At 31.4% G+C, this 25,448-nt stretch carries 24 protein-coding genes and 2 pseudogenes; 6 read left to right on the top strand and 20 right to left on the bottom strand.

Features of this window, described 5'->3' with window-relative positions:
- Positions 1-7: 7 nt before the first annotated feature.
- The 9 genes and pseudogenes from fmt to dapF all read right to left on the bottom strand — a co-directional run bounded on the left by fmt (position 8) and on the right by dapF (position 8,457).
- Positions 8-936: pseudogene (gene fmt / locus T473_RS16155) on the bottom strand (methionyl-tRNA formyltransferase).
- Between the two features lie 15 nt (positions 937-951).
- Complete coding sequence (gene def, locus T473_RS0103730) at positions 952-1,395, bottom strand: peptide deformylase (RefSeq protein ID WP_024620692.1); 444 nt, start codon at positions 1,393-1,395, stop codon at positions 952-954.
- Between the two features lie 79 nt (positions 1,396-1,474).
- Positions 1,475-1,914: pseudogene (gene def / locus T473_RS16150) on the bottom strand (peptide deformylase).
- An 89-nt stretch (positions 1,915-2,003) separates the two neighbouring features.
- On the bottom strand, positions 2,004-4,493 hold the full coding sequence (gene priA, locus T473_RS0103720) for a primosomal protein N' (protein WP_024620691.1): 2,490 nt from the start codon (positions 4,491-4,493) through the stop codon (positions 2,004-2,006).
- A gap of 114 nt (positions 4,494-4,607) precedes the next feature.
- Positions 4,608-5,801, bottom strand: a complete 1,194-nt coding sequence (coaBC, locus tag T473_RS0103715; RefSeq protein WP_024620690.1) for a bifunctional phosphopantothenoylcysteine decarboxylase/phosphopantothenate--cysteine ligase CoaBC — start codon at positions 5,799-5,801, stop codon at positions 4,608-4,610.
- Position 5,802: 1 nt separating this feature from the next.
- Positions 5,803-6,069 carry a DNA-directed RNA polymerase subunit omega gene (gene rpoZ, locus T473_RS0103710; RefSeq protein ID WP_024620689.1) on the bottom strand — a complete coding sequence of 89 codons (267 nt, stop codon included), beginning with the start codon at positions 6,067-6,069 and terminating at the stop codon, positions 5,803-5,805.
- Between the two features lie 2 nt (positions 6,070-6,071).
- Positions 6,072-6,689 carry a guanylate kinase gene (gmk, locus tag T473_RS0103705; protein ID WP_024620688.1) on the bottom strand — a complete coding sequence of 206 codons (618 nt, stop codon included), beginning with the start codon at positions 6,687-6,689 and terminating at the stop codon, positions 6,072-6,074.
- 54 nt (positions 6,690-6,743) lie between these two features.
- On the bottom strand, positions 6,744-7,625 hold the full coding sequence (locus tag T473_RS0103700) for a YicC/YloC family endoribonuclease (RefSeq protein ID WP_024620687.1): 882 nt from the start codon (positions 7,623-7,625) through the stop codon (positions 6,744-6,746).
- Position 7,626: 1 nt separating this feature from the next.
- The gene (gene dapF, locus T473_RS0103695; RefSeq protein ID WP_024620686.1) at positions 7,627-8,457 is read right to left on the bottom strand and encodes a diaminopimelate epimerase; all 831 of its coding nucleotides are present in this window, start codon (positions 8,455-8,457) and stop codon (positions 7,627-7,629) included.
- A 177-nt stretch (positions 8,458-8,634) separates the two neighbouring features.
- Between dapF and T473_RS0103690 the strand changes: the two genes are divergently transcribed.
- A complete protein-coding gene (locus T473_RS0103690) occupies positions 8,635-10,413 on the top strand; it encodes an Rqc2 family fibronectin-binding protein (RefSeq protein ID WP_024620685.1) in 1,779 nt (592 codons plus the stop codon).
- Positions 10,414-10,501: 88 nt separating this feature from the next.
- Here T473_RS0103690 and cplR read toward each other — a convergent pair whose 3' ends face one another.
- The 9 genes from cplR to T473_RS0103645 all read right to left on the bottom strand — a co-directional run bounded on the left by cplR (position 10,502) and on the right by T473_RS0103645 (position 19,319).
- A complete protein-coding gene (gene cplR, locus T473_RS0103685) occupies positions 10,502-12,154 on the bottom strand; it encodes an ABC-F type ribosomal protection protein CplR (protein WP_024620684.1) in 1,653 nt (550 codons plus the stop codon).
- Between the two features lie 276 nt (positions 12,155-12,430).
- Positions 12,431-12,964: a bifunctional pyr operon transcriptional regulator/uracil phosphoribosyltransferase PyrR gene (gene pyrR, locus T473_RS0103680; protein ID WP_024620683.1), complete on the bottom strand. Its 534-nt coding sequence runs from the start codon at positions 12,962-12,964 to the stop codon at positions 12,431-12,433.
- Between the two features lie 324 nt (positions 12,965-13,288).
- Entirely contained in the window at positions 13,289-14,206 is a 918-nt protein-coding gene (locus tag T473_RS0103675; protein WP_024620682.1) for an RluA family pseudouridine synthase, read from the bottom strand.
- Positions 14,206-14,658: a signal peptidase II gene (gene lspA, locus T473_RS0103670; RefSeq protein ID WP_024620681.1), complete on the bottom strand. Its 453-nt coding sequence runs from the start codon at positions 14,656-14,658 to the stop codon at positions 14,206-14,208. Before lspA ends, T473_RS0103675 begins: the two co-directional genes overlap by 1 nt.
- 132 nt (positions 14,659-14,790) lie before the next feature.
- On the bottom strand, positions 14,791-16,305 hold the full coding sequence (locus tag T473_RS16145) for a sensor histidine kinase (protein ID WP_024620680.1): 1,515 nt from the start codon (positions 16,303-16,305) through the stop codon (positions 14,791-14,793).
- Entirely contained in the window at positions 16,296-16,961 is a 666-nt protein-coding gene (locus tag T473_RS0103660) for a response regulator transcription factor (protein WP_024620679.1), read from the bottom strand. The genes T473_RS16145 and T473_RS0103660 overlap by 10 nt, the downstream gene beginning before the upstream one ends.
- 172 nt (positions 16,962-17,133) lie before the next feature.
- A complete protein-coding gene (locus T473_RS0103655; RefSeq protein ID WP_024620678.1) occupies positions 17,134-17,877 on the bottom strand; it encodes a lantibiotic immunity ABC transporter MutG family permease subunit in 744 nt (247 codons plus the stop codon).
- A gap of 1 nt (position 17,878) precedes the next feature.
- Positions 17,879-18,610: a lantibiotic immunity ABC transporter MutE/EpiE family permease subunit gene (locus tag T473_RS0103650; RefSeq protein ID WP_024620677.1), complete on the bottom strand. Its 732-nt coding sequence runs from the start codon at positions 18,608-18,610 to the stop codon at positions 17,879-17,881.
- Between the two features lies 1 nt (position 18,611).
- On the bottom strand, positions 18,612-19,319 hold the full coding sequence (locus tag T473_RS0103645) for a lantibiotic protection ABC transporter ATP-binding protein (RefSeq protein ID WP_024620676.1): 708 nt from the start codon (positions 19,317-19,319) through the stop codon (positions 18,612-18,614).
- A gap of 649 nt (positions 19,320-19,968) precedes the next feature.
- On the opposite strand from T473_RS0103645, the gene T473_RS18435 reads away from it, so the two are divergent.
- Entirely contained in the window at positions 19,969-20,118 is a 150-nt protein-coding gene (locus T473_RS18435; RefSeq protein ID WP_161627533.1) for a hypothetical protein, read from the top strand.
- Between the two features lie 277 nt (positions 20,119-20,395).
- Here the strand turns inward: T473_RS18435 and T473_RS0103635 are convergent, their stop codons facing one another.
- Complete coding sequence (locus tag T473_RS0103635; RefSeq protein WP_024620675.1) at positions 20,396-20,971, bottom strand: 4Fe-4S binding protein; 576 nt, start codon at positions 20,969-20,971, stop codon at positions 20,396-20,398.
- Positions 20,972-20,977: 6 nt separating this feature from the next.
- Positions 20,978-21,166, bottom strand: a complete 189-nt coding sequence (locus tag T473_RS0103630) for a 4Fe-4S dicluster domain-containing protein (RefSeq protein WP_024620674.1) — start codon at positions 21,164-21,166, stop codon at positions 20,978-20,980.
- A gap of 97 nt (positions 21,167-21,263) precedes the next feature.
- On the opposite strand from T473_RS0103630, the gene T473_RS0103625 reads away from it, so the two are divergent.
- The 4 genes from T473_RS0103625 (at position 21,264) to T473_RS0103615 (ending at position 25,425) form a co-directional block, all read left to right on the top strand.
- On the top strand, positions 21,264-21,920 hold the full coding sequence (locus tag T473_RS0103625) for a Crp/Fnr family transcriptional regulator (RefSeq protein ID WP_024620673.1): 657 nt from the start codon (positions 21,264-21,266) through the stop codon (positions 21,918-21,920).
- 158 nt (positions 21,921-22,078) lie between these two features.
- Positions 22,079-22,804, top strand: coding sequence for a GAF domain-containing protein (locus T473_RS19615; RefSeq protein ID WP_330369362.1), 726 nt, complete (start codon positions 22,079-22,081; stop codon positions 22,802-22,804).
- A gap of 182 nt (positions 22,805-22,986) precedes the next feature.
- Positions 22,987-24,024 (top strand): sigma-54 interaction domain-containing protein, encoded by a 1,038-nt coding sequence (locus tag T473_RS19610; RefSeq protein ID WP_330369361.1) that lies wholly within the window; start codon positions 22,987-22,989, stop codon positions 24,022-24,024.
- Positions 24,025-24,345: 321 nt separating this feature from the next.
- Positions 24,346-25,425 (top strand): 2,3-butanediol dehydrogenase, encoded by a 1,080-nt coding sequence (locus tag T473_RS0103615; protein ID WP_024620672.1) that lies wholly within the window; start codon positions 24,346-24,348, stop codon positions 25,423-25,425.
- Positions 25,426-25,448: the final 23 nt, after the last annotated feature.

Raw genomic sequence — 25,448 nt, 5'->3', positions numbered from 1 at the left:
TCCTCACCTAGTTTAACACTACCCCAGTTTTTATTGTGTTACCTTTTATATATTCACTTACCAATACTCTTTTTTTGTTTGGCATCTGAATCTCCTCTAAAAGAATAACTTTATCTTTTGTACAGACTCCTATACCTTCTTTATTCACATCGACAATAGTTCCTGGTTTGTCCTCGCTATCTTTATCAGTTACTTTAGTCTTCCAAACCTTCATTGTATCGTCTTCATAAGTTGTATAAGAGCTAGGCCAAGGATTTACACCTCTAACTAAGTTATGAATTTCTTTAGCTGATTTAGAAAAATCTATTTTCCCAAGGCTTTTATTCATTATCGCAGCATAAGACGACTCCTCATTAATTTGAACTGTTCTAGGAGCAGTGCCTTCAGCTATCATTTCAACTGTCTCTTTAAGTAAATCAGCCCCGATATACATTATCTTATCGCGAAGCTCTCCTGCCGTAATTTCATTGTTCAAGTCTATCTCATGCTGTAGTATAATATCACCAGTGTCCAATCCTTCATCCATGTACATTGTTGATACTCCTGTTTTTTCTTCGCCATTTATTATAACCCAGTTAATAGGCGCTGCACCTCTATACTTAGGTAGCAGTGAAACGTGTACATTCACGCAACCGTATTTAGGTATTTCTAGTATCTCTTTTGGAAGTATCTGACCGAAAGCTACAACTATTATCAAATCTGGAGATATATTTTTATCTCATTGATAAATTCTTCATCCCTAGCTCTCTTTGGTTGATATACATCTATATCATGCTTAACTGCAAGCTCCTTTACAGGTGACATTGCAAGTTTTTTGCCTCTACCCTTTGGTTTATCTGGCTGAGTTACCACACCTAAAATTTCGTGTTTTTCATCTATCATTTTCTCTAAACATGGGACTGCTATTTCTGGTGTTCCCATAAAAACAATCTTCATAAATATCAGCTCCTATTACTTCTCGATTTTATCTACATATAATACGCCATCTAAATGATCTGTCTCATGGCAAAACGCTCTAGCTAGTAATCCTTCAGCTTCGTATTCAATCTCTAAACCTTCTCTATTAAGACCTCTTACCTTAACATACATCGGTCTTTTTACTTTTCCCGATTTTCCTTGCACACTTAAACAAGATTCCGGTCCAATTTGTTCACCTGAAGACTCTATTATCTCAGGATTTATAAGTTCGATTAATCCTTCTCCTAGATCTATTACTATTATTCTTTTAAGTATTCCAACTTGAGGTGCAGCAAGTCCACCACCGTATTCAGCTCCATACATTGTTTCTGCCATATCATCTAGCAACTGTAGTATTCTATCATCTATTTTTTCTACTTTTCTTGATTTCTTTCTTAATACTGCTTCTCCAATTTGTGCAATTCTTCTAAGTGCCATTTTTCGCCCCCCTTTAACTCATTAAAGTCACTACTTTTATTTGTTAAACTTATAAGCCAGAACGCCTAAAACAACTTCTTTACTTTTCTGTCTTATCTACAAACAGTACACCTTCTAAGTGTCTGTCTCATGGCAGAATGCTCTAGCCAAAAATTCTTCAGCTTCGTATTCTACCTTTACGCCTTCTCTATTAAGCCCTCTTACCTTAACGTTCATTGGTCTTCTTACTTCTGCTGATTCTCCTTCAACACTTAGGCAACCTTCAGAGTCGATTTGCTCACCAGAAGATTCTACTATCTCAGGATTTATAAGTTCAATTAAACCATCTCCTATATCTATCACTATTACTCTCTTTAGTATTCCAACTTGAGGTGCTGCAAGCCCTACACCTTCAGCTTCATACATTGTTTCCGCCATATCATCAAGTAACTGTAGTATTCTATCATCTATTTTTTCTACTTTTCTCGATTTTTTCCTAAGTACCTCTTCTCCGATTTGTGCAATTCTTCTAAGTGCCATTTTGATCCTCCTCTTAACTTGTACATATAATCTCTATATTTATTTACAAACTCCACTTTTCTATTTTATTTAACCACAAAATTATTTTACTATAAAATTGTGTTTGGATTTATATCAATTGAAACATTTACATTTTTATTAAAGACAAAATCTCTCTTTGTTATACATATATATTTTATTATACCCTTTAAAAGATTAATTTCAATATTGTCGTCTTTAAATAATATTTGCCATCTATAGTTTTGCTTTATTTTAGTTATAGAACATGGATTTGGTCCTAATATAAAATCGAAATTGTCTATTCCTCTTTCTTTTAATAAGTATACTAATGAACTGTGTAAGTTGTCGATACTCTTTTTAACATCTACTTCGTCTTCACCGCTTACCACAACCCTCATCATATTGCTGAAAGGTGTGTAACCAAAAGCCTTTCTTATTTTCACTTCATCCTCGTAAAAGCTTTCATAATCGTAATTAATTGCATGTCTAATAGCGTAATGATCAGTATCATATGTCTGAAGTACTACCTCTCCCTCTTTATCTGACCTTCCTGCTCTCCCAGAAACTTGAGTTATAAGCTGAAAAGTCGTCTCAAAACTTCTAAAATCAGGGAAATTTAAAATCATATCTGCAGACAAAATTCCGACAAGCGTTACATTTTCAAAATCTAGACCTTTACTTAGCATTTGAGTTCCGATCAGTATATCCGCTTCTTTATCCTTAAATTTATTTAGAATCTTTTCTAGAGAACCTTTTTTAGATGTAGTGTCTTTATCCATCCTAAGTGTCTTTACATCTGGAAGAATAGTCTTTAATTCCTCTTCAATCTTTTGAGTTCCAGTACCAAAAGGTTTTATATGTTCACTTCCACATTCTGGGCAAGTCCTGGGAATTGTAGTCTCGTAACCACAGTAGTGGCATATTCCAGAATTATTGTACTTGTGATAAGTAAGCGATATATCACAGTCGTTACACTTAAATACATACCCACATTTTCTACAAGATACAAAATTTGCATAGCCTCTTCTATTTAAGAATAGTATCGCTTGACTACCACTTACTATTGTCCTTTTAATCTCTTTGATGAGTTCACTGCTAAAAATACTTGTATTCCCTACATCAAGTTCTTTCTTCATATCTACTATTTTTATCTTTGGAAGCGGCTTGTTGTTTGCTCTCTTATTTATTTCAATTAAGTTGTACTCTCCTGTTTTTGCTCTGTAGTACTCCTCAACTGAAGGAGTAGCCGATCCAAATACTAATGTAATATTATTTTTTATAGACATATATCTAGCGACTTCTATTGCACTAAATTTAGGGTTATTTTCGGCTTTATACGATGTCTCGTGAAATTCGTCTATAATAATCGCCCCTAAGTTATCAAAAGGCGCAAATAAAGCTGATCTTGCTCCTATAAGTATTCTTACTTTACCAGCTTTTATAGCTTTATATACATCGTGTCTCTCACCTTCTGAAAGTTTGCTGTGGTAAACTCCAACTATAGGTCCAAATCTATTTTTAAGTCTAGATATTGTCTGAGGTGTAAGAGAGATCTCTGGAACTAATAAAATACTGCTAAGCCCTTGACTAAGCGCATGATCTATAATCTCCATGTACACTTCTGTTTTACCGCTTCCAGTTATTCCATGTATCAAATAAGGCTTTTTATCTTCTTCAAACATCTGAGAAGTCACTGTATTTACAGCACTTATCTGCTCTTCATTCAGATTCACTTTTTTATTTTCTGATTTAAAGTTAAACTCCGGTTCTCTATAGTAAGGTTTGAAATCCAACTCTATCACACCTTTTGACGACAGTGCATTTATACTCTGTCTAGATACTCCTAGTATTTCCATTAAATCATTTATCTCTACATCATCATTGTCATTTAAAAAATCAATCGCTTTTTTCTGGCTTTTTCCTATTCTAAGCTTATTGTCTTTAATGTATTTTTCGAGTTCTTCACCCTTAAAGCAAAGTGATACATAACATATCATCTTTTCATTTTCTCTATCGTCGTACTCCCAGCCTAGTTTTATAAATTCTTTTTTCTCAAGCCTATATATCACATTATTTACATTCTTTATATAGTTTAACTTATCAACCTTTACTTTTCCTTTACTAAAAAGAAGTTTTTCTATTACATCTTTTTCATCTTCTTTTAAATCATCCAAAAGTTCTTGAGTTAAATCCACGCCAATGTCTTTAATTTTATCTCCATGAGAGATAACTTTATAATTATCCAACTTGTAGCCTTTTGGATATATAAGATTTATACAGTCTATATAAGTACACAAATATCTATTTTTCATCCAAGATACCAACTCTATATCTTCTTCTCTAAAAATCGGATTTTCATCTAGTATCTCAACTATATTCTTAATTTTAAAAGCCTCATCAAATTTATTAATCAATTTGAACACAAAAGCTTCAACTGGTTTATTTCCTCTCCCAAAAGGTACGAGTACTCTGTGACCGACTTCTATTTTGCCCTCAAAATAATCAGGGATTTGATATGTAAATAGGTTATCGGTATACGTAGAATTGCTTCTTACAACAACCTCAGCGTAACTTGCCATTTCTAATCCCTCTCCCTACCTTTTTTATCTCTATCCTTTATTTTACACCAAATAAAATAATCTATCTATGTATAGGCCCAATTATTTTGCCAACACAGACAGATTATTTATTTTCTATAAAATATTTTTTACTTTATCTAATATTATATTTGCTACTTCTTCTTTTTTCATAATCGGGTATTCTTCAATACTGCCTTCTCTATCTATTATTTTAACTATATTAGTATCAGCTTTAAATCCCGCGCCCTCTTGTGTCAAATCATTTGCCACGATAAAATCTAAGTTCTTCTTTGCGATCTTACCTTTAGCGTGTTTGACTAGGTCATTTGTTTCAGCCGCAAATGCTACTAAAACTTTATCTTTTTTATTTTTTCCGATTTCATAAGCGATATCTTTATTTCTACCTAAATTTATAACTAGGTCATCATTGCTCTTTTTAATCTTTTTATCAGAATACTCATTCGGTTTATAATCAGCCACAGCGGCGCTCTGTATAAACACCTTATTATCGTCAAAATTATCTACCATTGCATTAAATAGATCCTCAGCAGATTCAATCTGTATGTATCTTGATAGACCAATTGGGGCTTTTAGATTTGTCGGTCCAGAAATTAGAGTTACTTCAGCGCCTCTTTTAGCTGCTTCTGATGCTATTGAATAACCCATTTTTCCAGTAGATCTATTGGATAAGTATCTCACTGGATCTATTCTCTCTACAGTTGGTCCCGCAGTTACAACTATCTTTTGACCTTTAAGATCTTGTTCGACATTTAGCATATCTACAACTCTACTCACTATAATATCTACATTTGCAAGTTTCCCTGCCCCTATATCTCCACATGCAAGTCTTCCGCTATCTGGATCTACAAATTTGTACCCAAGATCTTCTAAAAACTCTATATTTTTTTGAACTATAACATTTTCGTACATATTTGTATTCATGGCTGGAGCTATTAATATTGGTGCTTTTGTTGCCATAACTGTAGTTGTAAGCATATTATCAGCTATACCATTTGCAATTTTTCCTATTACATTAGCTGAAGCAGGTACTATCAAAAATAAATCGGCTTTTTTTGCTAAAGAAATATGCTCTACATCCCAAGTTTTCGGTTCAGCAAACATATCTGAAACTACATAGTTTTGGCTTAACGACTGAAATGTCAACGGTGAAACAAACTCTGTAGCTGCTTCGGTCATTATTACGTGAACATTTAGCCCTAATTTTTTTAGTTTACTTACTAGATCACATGATTTGTATACTGCAATACCACCGCTTACTCCCAAAATAACTGTCTTACCATTTAACATTTTAGTCTTCTTCTCTCAAATGTTGATGTTGTTCTTCATAATGTCTAGCTTCTTCTATTTCTATTTCTTCTTCAGTAAGCAATCTGTAAGTTAAAATACCGTCTGCAACCTCTCTAGTAGCTATGCTAACAGGCTTTTCTTTATCTTTAGTCGGTACAAGCGGCTCTGCACCGTCGATTAAATTTCTAGATCTCTTTGCTACTGTTCCTACTAAGAAATATCTATTGTCAATCCTCTCAAGAACTTCATTTATAGATGGTTTTAACATAATTATAATTCCTCCTTAAATTTATCTAAAATAATATCTTTGTATCTTTTAACTCTATTTTTTTCACATGCTATTATATTTTGTATCTCTTTAACAGATGTGTCAATATCTTTATTAAATATAAAGTAGTCATAATCCTCTATTAGTTTAATTTCTTCATAGGCACATCCAAATCTTTTATCTATTTCTTCCATTGTTTCTGTGCCTCTTCCTACAATTCTGTTTTTTAGTTCTTCAAGTGAAGGCGGAAGAGCAAATATAAATACTCCTTCAGGATATACATTTTTTATCTGCATAGCACCCTGCATTTCTATCTCTAATAATATATCTTGTCCATTATTTAAACTTTCTATAATAGACGACTTAGGTGTTCCGTAAAAATTATCATAAATCTGAGCATACTCCAAAAATTCATTGTGAGAAATCATATCCTGAAATTTTTCTTTATTTACAAAATGATAATTAATTCCATCTATTTCTCCAACTCTAGGTTTTCTAGTAGTAGCGGATACTGAAAGCTTTATATCTTCATTTGCTTTAAGCAACGCCTTACAAATTGTTCCTTTACCAGCACCTGATGGCCCTGATACAACTAGCAAAAGTCCCTTTCTCTTAAACATCTACTTAATTCCCTTCTAAATTAAAACATTATGATATTAAATTATATCATTATTTTACTCTATATTTTGTATCTGTTCTCTAATTTTTTCTAGTTCACTCTTTACTTCTACTACTAAGTTAGTAATATTTAAGTCTGATGATTTAGATCCAATAGTGTTTGTCTCTCTATTCATCTCCTGAATTAAAAAGTCTATCTTTCTACCTATCGACTCATTTTTTACAACAGTCTTTTTAAGTTGATCAATATGACTCTTAAATCTAACTATCTCCTCAGTTATACTGCTCTTGTCAGCAAATATAGCAACTTCTTGAGCTAGTCTACTTTCATCTATTACGCTAGGATCATCTACCAAGTCATTGATTCTTGCATTGAGTTTTTCTTTGTAATCCTCAACAACTCTATCTGAAAATCCTTCTATATCTTCGATGTATTTACTTAAGAAATCACATCTCATAGATATATCTTCAGCTAATTTACTTCCTTCTTCAGATCTCATTTCTTTTAACTTTATAAATGTCTCTTCTAGAGCTTCATTTAATTTTGTCCAAATAAGATCTTCATCCTCTTCTTTCTCCTCAGTTGATACTACATCTGGAAACTTCGCTACACTCATTACACTGATATCGTCGGCTAAGTCAAATTTATCCTTTAATTTCTTTAGTATGTCCACATATTGAGCAGCCAAATTTTCATCGAGTTTTAAATTTACATCTTCATTACCCAATATTTCAAATTTGATGTATATATCTGCTCTACCTCTTCGTATATAGTTCTTAGCAATATTTCTAACTTTTTCTTCTAAAAATAATATTTTTCTCGGCATTCTTATATTAATATCCGAATACTTATGATTGATAGTTTTACATTCAACTAAAAAGTAGTAGTTGTCGTCTTTATACTCACCCCTACCAAAGCCAGTCATACTTATAGCCATACTAAACCTCCAAAAATCCTTCACATATTTTTACTGCAGGACCAGTCATATACATTGAGTCCTCTATATCAATTCTAACCGTTCCACCTTCAGAAGTTACATTTACACTCTTTTCAACTTTACCTAGATAATCACATACCATCGCTGAAGCTGTCATACCCGTTCCGCAACCTAACGTATAGCCACAACCTCTCTCCCATGTTCTTACAGATATGTTGTACTTGTCATCTACCTTTACAAAGTTAACATTTGTCTTTCTAGGAAAAAGATCGCTTTTCTCAATTTCTCTTCCGTATTTCTTTGTGAAATTTACATTTAGATCGTCTACTAATATTACAGTGTGAGGTACCCCCATAAGAATAGAAGTCGCTTTTAGTTTTTTATCTAAAATTTCGATCTCCTCATCTATAAACATTTCCTTGTCCGTAACTACAGGAACATCTTTTGAACAGAAACTTCCTTTTCCCATATTTACCTTTATAGAATTTAGATTTCCACTGTCTGTGCTTAAAACTACATTTTTAATTCCATCAAGCGTATCCACGCTGATTGTCTCTTTTCTAACTATACTGTTGTCGTACACATATTTACAGAAACATCTAAGACCGTTCCCGCACATCTCTCCACGCGATCCATCAGAATTGTAGTAAACCATTTCAGTGTCAGCCTTATCCGTATCTTTTACAACTAGAAAACCGTCTGCTCCGACAGAAAATTTTCTATTGCACACTTTTTTAGCAAGTGCAGAATAGTCTACTGGATCAATTCCATCAAACCTTCCATCTATAGCAATAAAATCATTCCCAATTCCATGTAACTTCCAGAATTTCATAATATCGCTCCTTATTTAGTTTATCCTAATACTATATTATACCTCTTGTATGGTGATATTAACAGTAATAATTGCAAAATAATACATATAGCTAATTTAAATATAAGTTTCTATTTCGGGGTGTTTTTAGTATAATTAGTTTATTGGCACTAAGTGCCTATGAAAGGAGTGAGTTTTATGGCTTTAGATGGCTTAGTTATACATTCTATAGTGGACGAATTATCATCAAAACTAGTCGGCGGAAAGGTCGATAAAATATCTCAACCAGAAAACGATGAAATTGTTTTAAATATAAGAAATAATCCAAATAACTATAAATTAGTACTCAGTGCGAGTGCATCTAACCCGAGAGTTTATATTGCTAACAATTATAAAAAAGAAAATCCTAAAAAAGCACCAGTGTTTTGTATGCTTTTTAGAAAGCATATACAGGGCGGTATTATTACAGGAGTTTCTCAGATAGGGTTTGAGAGAATCATAAAAATAAGCGTAGAATCGTATGATGAGTTAAAAGAAAAAACTACTAAAGATATTATTGTAGAAATAATGGGCAGACACAGCAATATTATTCTTGCTCGATCAGAGAGCGGTAAAATCTTTGATTCTGCAAAGAGAGTTCCAGTAAGTATAAGTAGAGTTCGTCAAATTCTACCTGGACTTACATATGAGCTTCCTCCTGCACAGGATAAACTCAATCCTCTAGATAAAGTAAATAAAGATGAATTTATCGAATCAATAAAAGCTTATGAAGGTCCTGTATTTAAAGCTATCTATTCTAAATATTTAGGTATTAGTCCAATTATTGCCAAGGAAATTTGTTTTAGAGCAGATGTCGATCCTAAAAAGGACGTAACAGAAGTTTCAGATAGCGATTTAGCTGATTTATATCTTGAATTTGATAGACTATTTGAAGATATATCCAACAATAAATATCTTCCATCAATAATAGTGGATAAAAGCATCGATAAGTATATAGATTTCAGTTGTTTAAACTTAACTCTTTATAATAATTTAGAATCTATATCGAGAGAAAGTATGTGTGAAATCCTAGAAAACTACTATTTAACTAGAGATGTAAAGGATAGGATTCATCAGCGTGCATCTGACCTTAGAAAAAGCATCTCAATAAAGCTTGATAGGCTTTACAACAAACAGAAAAAGCAGAATGATGAGCTTTTAGATTCTGAACACGCAGATGAATTCAAATTAAAAGGCGAACTTTTAACAGCCAATATTTATATGGTAGAAAAAGGTATGAAGGAGATCGAAGTTCAAAACTTCTACTCTCCAGACTATTCAAATATAAAAATCCCGTTGAATGAAAATCTTACGCCTTCTGAAAATAGCCAAAAGTACTTCAAAAAGTACAATAAACTAAAAACTGCTAAAAAAGAGATAACACATCAAATGGCTATAAATGAAGAAGAGATAAACTATCTAGAAAACATTGTTCTAAGTATAGATAACTGCGAAAATATGGATGAACTACAGGATATAAGAGAAGAATTAATCAAACTTGGATATGCAAAATCACAAGGTAAAGCCAAACCCAAAAAGGAAACAGCTCTTACAACTTCACCACATAAATTTATATCATCAGATGGAACTACAATTCTCGTAGGTAAGAACAACAAGCAAAATGATCATTTGACACTTAGAATTGCTGATTACGATGATATTTGGATGCACACTAAAAATATCCCGGGATCACACGTAATTATAAAATGTGCAGGCAAAGAAGTTAGCGATGATACAATTTTTGAAGGAGCTATGCTAGCTGCATACTTTAGTAAATCAAAAATGTCTTCAAAAGTTCCTGTAGACTACACTAAAAAGAAAAATGTTAAGAAACCTAGTGGCTCTAAGCCCGGAATGGTAATCTACGAAACAAACAGTACTCTTTATGTAACTCCAACTGAAGAAATGGTAGCTAAATTAAAACCAAAAGACAAATAAATGTACTAACCATAACATAAATAAAAAGAGTTAGCCAACGACAGGTCTACCTGCCGATTGACTAACTCTAATTTATTTTATAAACAAACTATAAACTTCTCAAATCCTTTATATTTTCAAGTAAAGAATTATACTCTTCTTCAAGTTTGTCTTTTTTCTTTTCATCATTTTCTATAGACATTTTAGATATTAAAAAACTCAATTTATTTTGAAGAATTAATATCTCATCGCTTTTCAGGTCCTTGTTTTCCTTACAGCTCTTTTTACCACTTTCTTCAAAAATAAGGTGATCTTCATAACCTGAATTATACTCTTCAACCTTTTTATCCTTTATTTCTAGTACAGTATCACAAGTGTTCGAAATAAAATCCCTATCATGAGATACTATCAATACGGTTTTATTAGTACTTTTTATAGCCTGCTCTAAAGCTTCAATAGATACAATATCTAAGTAGTTCGTCGGCTCATCCAAAACGAGCAGATTGTTATCTTCAAGTATAATCTTGCAAAGAGATACCTTAACCTTCTCTCCACCACTTAAAACACCTACTTTTTTATAGATATCGTCCTGAGAAAATCCAAATAGATTTAGATTGATCCTTATGAAAGTTTCGTCAAATGAGGACTTCGATTTTATATTATCTATAATACTTCTATCGTCATTTAAAATTTTTTGTTCTTGATCAAAATAACCTATTACAACCCTTGGATTTAACCTCAAGTTCTCGTTATCATTCTTTACTATCTCCTTAAGTAAAGTTGTCTTTCCTGTGCCATTTTCACCGATAAGAGCCACTTTACTGTCTCTTTTTACCTTAAATGAGGTTTCATCTAATAAAAGTTTATCATCAACTTTTAAACTAAGTTTTTTTGCCTCAAGAACATTCTTACCTACTACCTCTAGACCTTCTTTTATAATTATTTTTACTTCTTTATCTGCTTTAGGTTTATGTTTAACTTCTAGGTGGTCAATTCTACTCTGAATTGATTTTACAGTATTATCAATTTTTTTCTTTTGTTGCTGTCCACCCATTTTATGAAGTCTGGCTTCAGAATTCCCCATTCTCTTTGGAGTTTTTCTAATATTCTTGCTCATCTTCTTCTGACCTAACATTGTCTTTTCAAGTCTCTTCTTCTCATTTATATAACTTTGGTATTCAAAGTCTTCTCTATCTGTTTCAAGCTTCTTTTGGTTTAAGTAATCTGAATAGTTGCCTGGATAAATCTTTAGCTCTCCACCTTTTAATTCCGCTATGCTATTGCACATCTTATTTAAAAACTCTCTATCATGAGATACTATAATCATAGATCCTCTAAAGCTTCTAAACATATCTTCCAGTATTTCTACACTCTTTGTGTCAATATTAGCAGTCGGCTCATCTGCTATAATAAGTTTTATATCATCTTTTAAAGCCTGTGCAATTTTGAGTTTTGTCTTTTCTCCTCCTGATAGAGTGTCTCTAAAATCTCCAGGTGCATTTAACAGACTTTTTGCTTTACTATCTTCACAAGCATCGAAATTATTGTCTAGCTGAGAGATATATGAGTAACTGTCGTCTAAAAATATACTCCCTTCATCAATATCTACTTCGCCTATTATAGCCTTCAATAAAGTGCTTTTTCCCTCTCCATTTCCTCCGACTAATCCAATTCTATCACCTTCAAACACATTGAAAGTATCTATATTCAAAATTGTTCTATCACCGTAAACTTTCTTTAATTTATTTACACTTAATAACAAAAAAATCCCTCCTCATAGATACTTAAATATAAAGAGAGACACCAAAAAAGGGTATGCAAACTAAGCTATTATGAAATAACTTACTCTCCTTAATTTAAGCATCATAAAATCAAATCTATATAAATAGATTTTTTAATTTCTGTGCTTTAAATTAATTCAAATAAATTACATTCTCATATTCTTAGTTCCTTACCCTTTCTTTACACGTATTTGATTTCAAGGTCATTATATCAAAATATTCAATATTAGTCTAATACTTTTAAAATATATTTATAATTACTCGTTAATAGTAACTGAATCTTCTCCATCTGCTTCAATCAATTTTACAGATATTATTTCCTGTGTAGAAGTTGGCACATTTTTACCGACATAGTCAGCTCTTATCGGTAGCTCTCTATGTCCCCTATCTACTAAAACGGCTAACTGAATAGCATTAGGTCTTCCTATATCAACCAATGCGTCCAAAGCAGCTCTAACAGTTCTTCCAGTATAAAGTACATCATCTACCAACACAACTGTTTTACCATTTATGTCGAAATCAAGATAAGAACCATTTACAATAGGCTCAGTATCTATTTTTTCAAGGTCATCCCTGTAAAGTGTTATATCTATAAATCCTGTCTTAACTTCGGCACCTTCTATTTGCCCTATCTTTTTAGCTATTCTTTTTGCTATTGGTACCCCTCTAGTCCTAACTCCTACTAATACTACATCTTCTACGCCTTTGTTTTTTTCAATTATCTCATGGCTTATTCTAGTTATTGCCCTCGCCATAGCTTTTTCATCCATCAATAATGCTTTTTCAACCATAGTTTTAGTATTGTCAAAATAATTATTAGATTTAAAAAAATAATTATTAGATCTGAAATTCTACTTTGACAAAGCTCCTCCCCTTTAATTAATATTTAACTGATTTTTTTTAGTATCTTATTGCAAAATTCTTTTATGTAAATAAAAAAACCTCTTATCATAAGACAAGAAGTTATAATCTCCTAAATATCGAAAAAATAAAGTATTCTTCCTCTGGCTTATGACATCTCTGTATCATTTAAAGACTTCTAAAATTCGCTACTAGTATATTTAAGTATACAATTTTTGTTAAGATCTTTCAACATCTTTTATTGCTGTGTAAATCTACATAGACTTTAACTTTATTAAAAGTTCTCTAAAGTACTCTGGGAGCTCTGAATCAAACTCCATATATTCTCTAGTAGTCGGATGCACAAATCCAAGTTTTTTAGCATGTAAAACCTGACCATTTAATTTAATTTTTTCTTTTTTATGACCATACACGTTATCACCTAAAAGTGGATGTTTTATATAGTTGGCATGAACTCTGATCTGATGTGTTCTTCCTGTTTCTAACCTAGCCTTCATATGTGTAAACTTATCAAATCTATCAATAACTTCAAAATGGGTTATTGCATTTTTTCCGCCCTCTACCACTGCCATCTTCAGCCTATCTTTTGGATTCCTTCCGATTGGTCTATCTACAGTTATATGGTCTTCATCTACAACACCATAGCATATAAATTGGTATTCTCTTTTTATAGAGTGCTCTTTTAACTGATCTGCTAAAAAAATATGAGATTTGTCATTTTTAGCTACCATCAATAACCCAGATGTATTCTTATCTATTCTGTGAACTATTCCAGGTCTTGTATCATCTTCATTAATAGTTGATAATTTACCATCTGTATGAAATAAAAGTGCATTTACCAATGTATTTTCATAATTACCTGCTCCTGGATGAACGACCATTCCCTGCTCTTTATTTACGATTAATAGATCCTCATCCTCATATATTATGTTGAGTGGTATATCTTGAGGTACTATCTCTATTTTAGAAGACTTTGGAATTTCAACTTCAAGACGGTCTCCTAGTTTTACTGTATACCTAGGTTTCTCTATCTTTCCATTTACTTTAACCTTTTGATTTTTTATTATTTTCTGTACAGCACTTCTTGAAAAATCTTGAAATTTTTCCGATATGTATACATCTAATCTCTCTCCATAAAAATCTTCAACTGTAAAAATCTTAATTTCTTCCATTACTTCACCTTCTCTTTACTTTCAAAAAATAAAATGAAAATGCACAGAAGGATCGTTCCAACAACAACAAATACATCAGCTATATTAAATACGTACTGCCATACTATTCTAAAATCTAAGAAATCTACAACAAATCCAAGTCTTATTCTATCTATAAGATTTCCTAATGCTCCTGATATCAAAAGCATTATTCCTATTTTACCCACTATGTGAATTTTTTTAGTACATAAATAGTACATTCCAAAAATCGATGCTATTAAAGCTATTACAACAAATATAATTTGATTGTTTTGCAACATCCCAAATGCAGCACCTCTATTTTCCACATAAGTAAAGTGGAATATATTGTTTATAATCGGTATCGTCGATACATCTTGTAAATGTTTTAGTGCCAATAACTTTGATATCTGATCTATCCCTAAAAGTACTACTATTATTAACGCATATATCAATACTCGTTCCTCCTACTAATTAATTATCCAAATATTATTATATTATAAAAAAAGCCATTGCGACATGCTATTTTCACATGTACAAATAAAATGCATATGTACATATTATACTGCATAACACCATGACTGTCATTATTGACTCTTAATTTTTCTAATCGGTATTCTAATACTTACCAATCCCCCACCTGTAGTTTTTGAATTAGATACGTATAAATCCCCGCCGTGTTTGATTGAAATCGACTTTGCGATATATAACCCCATTCCATAGTGCATTTTTGAATTTCTGCTGCTATCACCCATATAGAATTGTTTAGTTACATGTGCTATGTTCTTCTCAGGAAATCCACTGCCACTATCTTCTACCGTAAACTCTATAAAATCTTCTCTACTACCTTCATTACTTCCCTTTTTAGCATATTCTTTTCCGACTTTTTTGCGGCCTTTATTTCCTTGTCTATTCTCTTCACTTCCGACTTTTTTGCTATCTTCTTCATCCTCAGATACCATTTTTCTAACTGAAAATGTTAATATACTGCTTTGTGATGAATAATCTACCGCATTTGATACAAGATTCATAATAGCTCTACTTAACAAATCGTGGTCTAAATACAGCTCTTCTGGAACATCTTTTTCTTTTAGGTGTAATTGTAAATTTTTAGCATTGCACATCGCCATTATTTGATCGTTGATATCTTTTAAAAACTCTGAGCTCTTAACCCTTACAATATTTATTTCTTCGCCTTTTACCTCTTGTGATATCTCAATTAATTTCTTTAAATACGCCTCAATTTGATTTGAATTTTTTAATATATATTTAAGATAAAGCTGCTGATATTCTTCTAATTCAGATTCCAACAAGAGTTCTGAGTTTCCTTTTATTATAGTAATCGGTGTCTTTATATCGTGAGCAAGAGAAGATACCTGTTCTTTTTTACTCTCTTCTACTCTCCATTGCTCTTCTAGTGATTTCTTAAGCTCTACTTTTAGTTCATCTAATGAGCAAATAACATCGTTGAATTCCTCAATTTTAGTTTTTTCTATTTCAAACTCTAGATCTTGTTCTCTTATTTTATCAGTCGCTCTTATTAAGGGTTCTAGATTTCTTTTTAATCTATTTGCAAAGTAAAATGCTACAGCAATAACCGTAACTGCTTCTAATATAACCCACACAGCTAGAATAACGTTATCGCTTTTTGGAAGTACTCGATTGAGAGTCTCTGACTTATATCTAGATTCCAATGTGTATTTAAGTACTAAATAACCGTCTTTTCTATCTATCTGATACAAAAAATCATTGTGATTTATACTGTTATCTTGTTTATCATCTGATTTAACATACTCGAGTACATTATTTAGTAATTTGGGGTCTATATCTGAGTCTACTATTCTATAGTTTTTATCAATTAAAGCATATTCACTTCCTTCAGGTATTTTATCAGGAGTTATTTTACTCGATTTAGACAATGTATCTTTCGATAACATGGCTAGCTTTTCACTGTAATTAGCCGGTAAAATAAAACCCGAAATATCGATATATCTCATAGATACTATAAGAATAGCAGCAACTATACATACTGCGATACCTGCCGAAGCAATAAATTTTAAAAATGTCATTCTCAAAGAATCAGCTCTCACCTTTACTTCCACCTATAACCAACTCCCCAAACAGTCTCTATTGGAGATAATCCAGCTGAATCAAACTTCGACCTTATATTTTTTATATGTTCAGCAATCGCTGAGCTATTTCCTTCACCATCGTAACCATAAACGGCTTCATAAATTCTGTCTTTTGAAAATACCTGCCCATTATTTTTTGCTAAATATTCACATATTGTGTACTCGCTCTTTGTAAAATTTACACGTTCATCGTTTACAAATACCTCTTTGCCTGCCAAGCTGAACTTTACATCTGAAATCACTAGATAACTGTGCTTTTCTCGCTGTTCTCTTCTTAAATGAGCATTTACTCTAGCTCGCAATTCTCCAACACCAAAAGGTTTGGTGATATAGTCGTCAGCTCCAAGACCTAAACCGTACATTATGTCGTTTTCCATAGTCTTGGCAGTCAAAAATATTATTGGACAATCTACTGTAGTTCTAATTTCTTCACACAGAGTAAATCCATCTATATTTGGCATCATTACATCTAAAAGTATTAGATCGTAATCTACAAATCTATCTAATGACATATCTGACACGGTTAAATCACTTATAGTTAAAACAGTATGCCCATCTTTATTTAGTATATTTTTAATTAAAATTAATATATCTTCTTCATCATCAATTGCTAGTATCTTCCCCATAATAAACTCCTTTGTATAACTGCATCATATAAGTATATATAACCGTATTTCATAACCCCTTTAAAATACTTTAAATCAATCTGATTCAATTATTTCATTTAAATACTTCTATTAATTATTAATAATAACATATTTTAATTTAGCTATTTGTATTTATTTAAAATACATCAAATTATTCGTAAACTTTTCTTCCTTCCCAACCTTTAAACCATAAAGTTGAAAATATTAAAATCAATACGGTTAAAACACACATTGGAATTAAACCTCTTTTAATCTCAGCGCTAACTATAGAGACTAAATTTCGATCGACCTCTTGTAAAACAATATAGTCGGAAAATCTGCCTCCCCAAGCCCATGGAGTGCATGACCAAATTTTTTGACCAAGACCTGTTAACATTAGTGCAGATGTTAATGTTCCAACTAAACCTACTCCTATCGATGCCCCTTTTCCAAACTTTAAGCTTAAAATTAAATGTAGTATGTATATAAAAATATTACTTACTACTAAATATAAAACTGATTTTATATAAAAATAAATACTCATTCCTTTTATACCAATCCCAAATATACCAACAGAAATTACAACAGATATAATTGCTAAACATATAAGTAAAGTTAACTTGCTTAAAAATGTCACTGACTTTTTCTTAGTACTTGCAAGGAGTACTTGAAATTGACCCGCTCCCTCTTCTTGATCTACTACTAAACTAGTCATTATAGATATAATAAGCGGGAATCCTACAGCCACTACTTCTAGATAAGCGCTTACCATAGTGCTTATCTTGTAATTTGTAGTCTTAAAGTACATTAAAAATATAAAACTTATAGCCACTGGTATAACAATGTGCAACTTTAATACTGAAGTATGTCTTAGCTTATAAAAATCTGATTTTAAACATCTATATAATTCATCCATATTATTTCACCTCTTGTCCTCTAAACCATCCTGTAGTAATAAATGTGACTAATGTAAAAATTATCAATGAAGATAAAAAAACAGTCGGAACCGTACTTGTATCTATCATAGGATTTGAAGGTTCTGCCAATAATCCATTTGGAAGAATTTTTACAATTGTAGTCATTATACGTGGTGTCCAGGCATAAGGATATAACCACCACAATGATTCCACTGCTGTGATCGTACCAAAAATTGAAAGCACTACATTAAATAGTAAAGTCAACATAAAACCAAATCTCTTAGCTATAAATAAACATAAAGGAATCTGCCACATCGTTGTTACTGCCATAGCTACAAATGCAAGTAAAATCTGTGATGTAGTGTAATCTACTAGTTTTGGTAAAAATAATCCACCTACAAATACTCCTAATACTATAAATGCTGATGCTACTGATATACTTAATAGTATTAATATTATCTTAGAAATCCAAACTTTATGCATATCCACTGGAAGTGATAAAACAGCTCTGTAAGAGAGTTTTTTATCTTCTTTTTGATTTACCATAGCTGAATATAAAGCTATTAATCCCGGCAACAGCGTAGTGTACCACCAATTCAAAGAATTAACTTGAAAGTACATAGCACCTAGTGATAAAGTCAACGCTAATAGAGCTAAAGGTAGTATAAATATTAACTTTTTTCCAAATGTCCTTTTCATTTTTAAGTGCTCTGATTTTAAGTAATTTAACATATTATACCCCTTCTCTCCTAGTTTTTTTAACAACATCAGTAAATAGCTTCTCTAAATCTTGCCCTCTATCCATTTCACCCTCATAACCAAGTACCCCATCACTTATTATACCGATGTGGTCTGCTATCATTTCAACTTCTGAGAGTATATGGCTAGATACTATAACAGTAATTCCTTTTTGTGGTAAACTGTGGATAAGCTCTCTTAAATCTTGTATACCTATAGGATCTAACCCATTTGTAGGTTCATCTAATATAAGCAATTTTGGATTATTTAAAAGCGCTATTGCAATTCCAAGTCTTTGCTTCATCCCCATTGAAAATTGACCAGCTCTTTTCTTGCCAGTGTTTTTTAAATCCACTATTTCTAAAGCTTCGTCTATTTTAGAATCTGGAATACCTAAAAGCAATGTTCTAGCCTTTAAATTTTCTGTAGCTGTCAAGTTATCGTAAAGTGGTGGCGACTCAATTAAGCATCCAATATTATTTAAATCATCTCTGCTCCACTTTCCTCCATCGAAAAATATTTCTCCTGAAGTTGGTTTAATCATTCCAGTAATCATCTTTAGCAGTGTAGATTTGCCTGCACCATTTGGTCCTAAAAGACCATAGACTGAATTTTTCTTTATATTTATAGAAACATTTTTAACTGCTTCTTGCTCTTTATAAGTTTTACTTAAATTTGTAGTTTGTAGTATATAATTGTTCATATTTAATACCTCCCTCATTTGTAATTTCATTATAAAAAACAATTTTAAGGAATTTATAAGGATTAAAAAAGATTATAATTTTTAATGTATGTAAAACTAAATAGATTTAAAGTAAGTTATCCGACTTAAGTATCGATATTAAACATAAATAAATAATTCAAATAAGTTTTAACGGCTATTTTGATAGTATGATAAATTTTTATGTATGCTAACAGCATGAACTCTTTAGCGTAAAAGTTGGAAGTTATGATATATACTTAGAGAATTAACTGCAATATAAGTTACAAAAGCTTTTATTTATATATTTCTAGGATAAGGGTGATTTTATGAATAAATGTAAGGAACTAGATGTAAAGTCATGGAGAGATTTTGTTGAATACGTAAAGTCGATAAGACAGTAAAGAAAAAAGTAGATTCTTGGGTAAGGTGTAAAAAATATAATGTTAATTACATGGATGGCAGTGGTCTTGATAAATATAAAATTCCTGTAGAAATTAAGCTAAAGGAGAATATCGAATTAGTATCTGCGGCGCAGTCGATAATAGACAGTATATATAAAACTATATCCGGTTCAGGTTTTGCCTACTGACAAAGAAGGATATATATTAAAGATTATTGGCGATGATAGTATTTTAGATAAGGCTGATAATTGAGATTTACTAAAGCAGCTTTATGGTCAGAAAAGACAGTAGGCACTAATGCAATTGAAACTTGTCTGTATTTAAACGAACTCATTCAAACTATAGGCGCTGAACACTATGGAACGCATATATCAATACTCGTTCCTCCTACTAATTAATTATCCAAATATTATTATATTATACAAAAAGCCATGGCGACATGCAATTTTCACATGTACAAGCTAATTGCGTATGTACATATTATACACATAACACCATGACTGTCATTATTGACTCTTAATTTTCCTAATCGGTATTCTAATACTTACCAGTCCCCCACCTGTAGTTTTTGAATTAGATATATATAAATCCCCGCCGTATTTAACTGAAATCGACTTTGCGATATATAACCCCATTTCATAGTGCATTTTTGAATTTCTGCTGCTGTCGTCCAATCTATTTGTTTTTTATTTTACAAATAGTTTGTGTCATTGTTCCCATAGGGCAGTATACGCACCAAGACCTAGGTTTAAATAAAAACATTGTGATTAAACCCAAAAGTGTTGAGGTTAACATCATACTATAAAATCCATATGCAAATTGTGTGATCCAAGCAGGAACGTTTAAACTACCAAATACGCTCTCCCATGGAACTTTCCATGTCCAAAATAAAGTTATTACTTCTTTATGATTGGAAGCGTGTATAAATACTTGAACAGTAATGAATAACATATTTATGAACATTAACAGAAAGAATACTAGAAAAGAGTATCGGAACCATTTGCTTTTCATAAAGTGAGGAATATCTTTATCTTTCAACAACTTGAATTTATTTCCTAACAGCTGAAATAATTGCCCTCTTCCGCAATACTTATTACAATAAGCCTTGTTTCCTTTAAATATTGAAATTATTAATGGTATGAAAAAGCAAAGAAGTCCTAACCAAGCAAACAGAATATTAAATAATCCTAATATCAAATATAAAGCTGAAATTATCCATAAATAATCATACCAATTTTTTTTATTTTTCATTTTAACCTATACCTCCTGTAAACTTATAACTGAAGCTGGACATTCTTTTACACATCTTCCACAACCAACACATTTAGTTTTATCTATTTCTGCATATATACCTTTGACTATTTCAATAGCTTTGACTGGGCATACCTTGAAACAACTACCACACGAAACACAAAGTTTTTTGTCTACTACTGCTTTTTTCTTCATTCTATTTCCTCCTATCCGTTTTCATTGTGCTATATATATATATCATTTATAATAAATCTTGTATGTGATATTGTTACGAAATGATAAGGGGGTAATTATGAATATTAATGAATATTTACCATTTTGGAATAAACTATCTTCCAAAGAAAAGCAACTCATTCAAAAAAATTGTTTTGAAAAAAAATATCTTTCTAAAAGTCTAATCACTGAAAAAGAAAAATGTGAATTTATTATAATCAAGAGCGGAAAACTGAGAGTTTACACAATATCTGATAGCGGAAAAGAAATAACATTATTTAAGCTTTTCAACTATGATATGTGTTTATTTTCATCATCTTGTATTTTTAAGGACATAACATTTGATATTATGCTAGAAACAGAAGAGGATACAACTGTTTTCGTAATACCAGCACATATATATGAAAACCTAATGAAAACCTCTTTATCTGTTTCAAATTATACTAATGAACTTATGTCTTCCCGCTTTTCTGATATAATGTGGCTTTTAGACCAGATTTTAAATAAAAATATGATTAGTCGTATCTCCTTATTTTTGTATGAAGAATACCTATATCATAACACGGTAGATTTAAGTATAACCCACGAAGAAATTTCAAAACACCTTGGAACTGCTCGAGAGGTAATTAGCCGTCTTTTGAATTATATGCAAAAAGATGGCATTCTAAAAACAAAACGCGGAATAATCTCCATTGTAGATGAGGAGAAATTAAAAAATTTGTATGATGAAAATTAATCACTATGTTATGTTGAAAGAATGATAAATTTTATGTATGCTAAGAGCATGAGCTCTTGAGCGTAAAAGTTGGAAGTTACGATATATACTTGGAGAATTAACTGCAATATAAGTTACAAAAGCTTTTATTTATATATTTCTAGGATAAGGGTGATTTTATGAATAAATGTAAGGAACTAGATGTAAAGTCATGGAGAGATTTTGTTGAATACGGTAAAGTCGATAAGACAGTAAAGAAAAATATAGTAGATTCTTGGGTAAGGTGTAAAAAATATAATGTTGATTACATGGATGGTAGTGGTATCAATAAATATAAAATTCCTGTAGAAATTAAGATAAAGGAGAATATCGAATTAGTATCGGCGGCGCAGTCGATAATGGACAGTATATATAAAACTATATCCGGTTCAGGTTTTGCCTTGTTCCTTACTGATAAAGAAGGATATATATTAGAGGTTATTGGCGATGATAGTATTTTAAATAAGGCTGAAGAATTGAGGTTTACTAAAGGATCTTTATGGTCAGAAAAGACAGTAGGCACTAATGCAATAGGAACTTGTCTGTATTTAAACGAGCCTATTCAAACTATAGGCGCTGAACACTATGGAATAAAACAGCATTCGTGGACATGTTCATCAGCACCAATTCACGATAATGATGGTAATATCTTGGGATGTATTAATATGTCCGGTATTTATAAAGATGCACATTTGCATACTTTAGGAATAGTTATTGCTGCTGCAAAATCTATAGAGAAACAATTAGAACTTGTTATGTCCTATAACTTATTAAATATAACCTTTGATTCCATAGTAGAAGGTATGATAGTTATAGATGAAAAATTCAATATTAAAAGAGCTAATAATATAGCAGAAGTATTCTAGATCTCGATCGAGATAAAATTCTTAAATTAGATATTAAAAAGTTATTAAAAAATTTAAACTTTGACTATATTACCAAAAATAGCAACGAACATTTCAACAGTATAGAATGTGATTTTTATATTAAAAACAATATAATTAAATGTATCTCAAACGTAGTACCAATGAATGTAAATGGTAAGTTTATGGGCTTAGTTATAACTTTTAGAGAAAGTAAATCTGTACATAAGTTTGTAAGTAAAGTGGTAGGCTATAACGCTACTTACAATTTCAAAGACATAATTACCAATAATAATAATATGAAGGACATGATAAATTTTGCTAAGAAAGCAGCTTCGAGTGATTGTAATATATTAATCGAGGGTGATAGCGGTACTGGTAAAGAGCTAATTGCTCAATCTATACACAACTATAGTGAAAGATGTAATGGTCCTTTTGTAGCTATAAACTGTGCTTCTATACCAAGAGATTTAATGGAAAGCGAACTTTTTGGTTATAACAGAGGAGCTTTCACTGGGGCTGCTAAAGAAGGACATCCTGGTAAGTTTGAGCTTGCAGATGGTGGAACTATTTTTTTAGATGAATTAGGCGAGCTACCATTAGACATGCAATCAAAACTGTTGAGGGTCTTAGATAATAATACCATTGTCAGAGTCGGCGGAAATTATGAGAAGAAATTAGATGTTAGAATAATAGGAGCGACAAATAAAAAGTTAAAAGAAGAAATTTCAAATAAAACTTTTAGAGAAGATCTGTATTATAGATTAAATGTAATGAACATCAAAACAATTCCATTAAAGGATAGAAAAGAAGATATAGAACTTCTAGCAAAGTACTTTATAGATAATCTTAATTTGAAAAATAAGTCTAGATACAAGATTATAAAAAATGATTATATAAATCATCTAAAAAAATACGATTGGCCGGGAAATGTTAGAGAATTAAGAAATGTTATCGAGAGAGATTTTTATTCCAGTGAAAATAATATAATTTCTATATCATCTACAGATAAAGTACAAATAAAAAAAGATATCCTAGAAGATGTATTAGATAATACCGATAAAATAGTTCCTCTTGATATTTTGGAAAAAGAAAATATAATCAAAGCTATTAATCTCTGTGATGGAAATATATTAAAATCTGCAGAATTATTAGGTATAAGCAGGGCTACTATATATAGGAAGTTCAAAAAATACAATATAAAAGAAATAAATATAGAATAAACATAGTAATTATAATGTATCAAAATGAGATTACATTATAATTAGTCTCAAAATGAATCACATCGTAATGTATCAAAGTGAGATTACTCGTTAATTTATAAATATGTTTTTATGAATTAGAATTTATATTTTTATTAAATTTCCACAAAATCCGTAATATAATTAGCTGATTATAAACGTTTATATAGAAATAAATAAATAAATAATAATATTTATTAAGAAAATTATACAAAATTGAACTTTGGTATAAAATTTGCTCTAATTATATGTTAGAAATTTAACTATATATTCAATCATTATAATTAGGAGGTAATTTTTACTATGAAGGCAGCGCTTTGGTACAATAAAAACGATATTAGGGTCGAAGAAATCGATGAACCTAAAGTTAGTAAGGGCAATGTAAAAATCAAGGTTAAATGGTGTGGAATTTGCGGTTCAGACTTACATGAGTATCTAGGAGGCCCTATTTTTATACCAGTTGACCAACCACATGCATTAAGTAAGAATCAAGCTCCAGTAGTTCTTGGACATGAGTTTTCAGGAGAAGTAGTCGAAATAGGAGAAGGTGTAACTAACTTTAAAACTGGCGACAGAGTTGTTGTAGAACCCATGGTTGTTTGTGGAGAATGTCCTGCTTGTTTAGAAGGCAAATATAATTTATGTTCATCATTAGGATTTCATGGTCTATGCGGTAGCGGTGGCGGACTTGCAGAGTACACTGTATTCCCAGAAGAATATATACATAAATTACCGGACAGTATGACTTATGAACAAGGGGCATTAATAGAGCCGATGGCTGTCGCTCTGCACTCTATAAGAATTGCCAATTTCAATGTAGGAGACACTGCTATAGTACTTGGTTCGGGTCCAATTGGTCTTGCAACTATAGAATGCTTAAAAGCTGCTGGAGCAAAATTAGTGGTGGTTTTACAAAGGAAATCTATAAGACAAGAGTATGCAAAAAGAGCAGGTGCAGATGTTGTACTCGATCCTAATGTTGTTGATATCGCTGAAGAAGTTAAAAAGCTTACTGGTGGCGTTGGTGTAGATTTTGCATTTGAAACTACAGGAGCTAAAATTGGATTTGATACAGGTCTTAATAGTTTGAAATATAATGGGACTATGGTAATAACAAGTATTTGGGAAGGCGATGTAAGTTTTAACCCTAATCAATTAGTATTTACAGAAAAGAAAATAGTGGGTACTTTAGCGTATAGACATGAATTCCCTGCAACAGTTGCATTAATGGATGATGGCAGAATCAAAGCCGATGGATATATAACTAAAAAAGTATATCTTGACGATATCGTTGAAGAAGGATTTGGCACACTAACGGGTCCTGAGAAGAAAAAACAAGTTAAGATAATTGTTACACCAGATAAATCATTATTAAATGAATAATTTAAATATATACTAGATATATA

Origin of the sequence: Clostridioides mangenotii TR, assembly GCF_000498755.1 — a bacterium.
Taxonomy (GTDB): Bacteria; Bacillota; Clostridia; order Peptostreptococcales; family Peptostreptococcaceae; genus Metaclostridioides; species Metaclostridioides mangenotii_A.
Note: the sequence above shows the minus strand (reverse complement) of the source record. Positions and strands in the feature narration are given on the sequence as shown.

What these genes read in the sequence shown, in the direction of transcription:
- pyrR (WP_024620683.1), bottom strand. Translation starts at nt 12,964, where the DNA reads ATGGTTGAAAAAGCATTATTGATGGATGAAAAAGCTATGGCGAGGGCA.
- T473_RS0103690 (WP_024620685.1), top strand. Translation starts at nt 8,635, where the DNA reads ATGGCTTTAGATGGCTTAGTTATACATTCTATAGTGGACGAATTATCA.
- T473_RS0103675 (WP_024620682.1), bottom strand. Translation starts at nt 14,206, where the DNA reads ATGGAAGAAATTAAGATTTTTACAGTTGAAGATTTTTATGGAGAGAGA.
- T473_RS0103655 (WP_024620678.1), bottom strand. Translation starts at nt 17,877, where the DNA reads ATGGATGAATTATATAGATGTTTAAAATCAGATTTTTATAAGCTAAGA.
- T473_RS0103645 (WP_024620676.1), bottom strand. Translation starts at nt 19,319, where the DNA reads ATGAACAATTATATACTACAAACTACAAATTTAAGTAAAACTTATAAA.
- dapF (WP_024620686.1), bottom strand. Translation starts at nt 8,457, where the DNA reads ATGAAATTCTGGAAGTTACATGGAATTGGGAATGATTTTATTGCTATA.
- T473_RS0103660 (WP_024620679.1), bottom strand. Translation starts at nt 16,961, where the DNA reads ATGGGGAAGATACTAGCAATTGATGATGAAGAAGATATATTAATTTTA.
- T473_RS0103615 (WP_024620672.1), top strand. Translation starts at nt 24,346, where the DNA reads ATGAAGGCAGCGCTTTGGTACAATAAAAACGATATTAGGGTCGAAGAA.
- T473_RS0103630 (WP_024620674.1), bottom strand. Translation starts at nt 21,166, where the DNA reads ATGAAGAAAAAAGCAGTAGTAGACAAAAAACTTTGTGTTTCGTGTGGT.
- T473_RS0103700 (WP_024620687.1), bottom strand. Translation starts at nt 7,625, where the DNA reads ATGGCTATAAGTATGACTGGCTTTGGTAGGGGTGAGTATAAAGACGAC.
- rpoZ (WP_024620689.1), bottom strand. Translation starts at nt 6,069, where the DNA reads ATGTTAAAACCATCTATAAATGAAGTTCTTGAGAGGATTGACAATAGA.
- T473_RS0103625 (WP_024620673.1), top strand. Translation starts at nt 21,264, where the DNA reads ATGAATATTAATGAATATTTACCATTTTGGAATAAACTATCTTCCAAA.
- T473_RS0103650 (WP_024620677.1), bottom strand. Translation starts at nt 18,610, where the DNA reads ATGTTAAATTACTTAAAATCAGAGCACTTAAAAATGAAAAGGACATTT.
- gmk (WP_024620688.1), bottom strand. Translation starts at nt 6,689, where the DNA reads ATGTTTAAGAGAAAGGGACTTTTGCTAGTTGTATCAGGGCCATCAGGT.
- T473_RS19610 (WP_330369361.1), top strand. Translation starts at nt 22,987, where the DNA reads ATGGGCTTAGTTATAACTTTTAGAGAAAGTAAATCTGTACATAAGTTT.
- coaBC (WP_024620690.1), bottom strand. Translation starts at nt 5,801, where the DNA reads ATGTTAAATGGTAAGACAGTTATTTTGGGAGTAAGCGGTGGTATTGCA.
- T473_RS19615 (WP_330369362.1), top strand. Translation starts at nt 22,079, where the DNA reads ATGAATAAATGTAAGGAACTAGATGTAAAGTCATGGAGAGATTTTGTT.
- priA (WP_024620691.1), bottom strand. Translation starts at nt 4,493, where the DNA reads ATGGCAAGTTACGCTGAGGTTGTTGTAAGAAGCAATTCTACGTATACC.
- def (WP_024620692.1), bottom strand. Translation starts at nt 1,395, where the DNA reads ATGGCACTTAGAAGAATTGCACAAATTGGAGAAGCAGTATTAAGAAAG.
- T473_RS0103635 (WP_024620675.1), bottom strand. Translation starts at nt 20,971, where the DNA reads ATGAAAAATAAAAAAAATTGGTATGATTATTTATGGATAATTTCAGCT.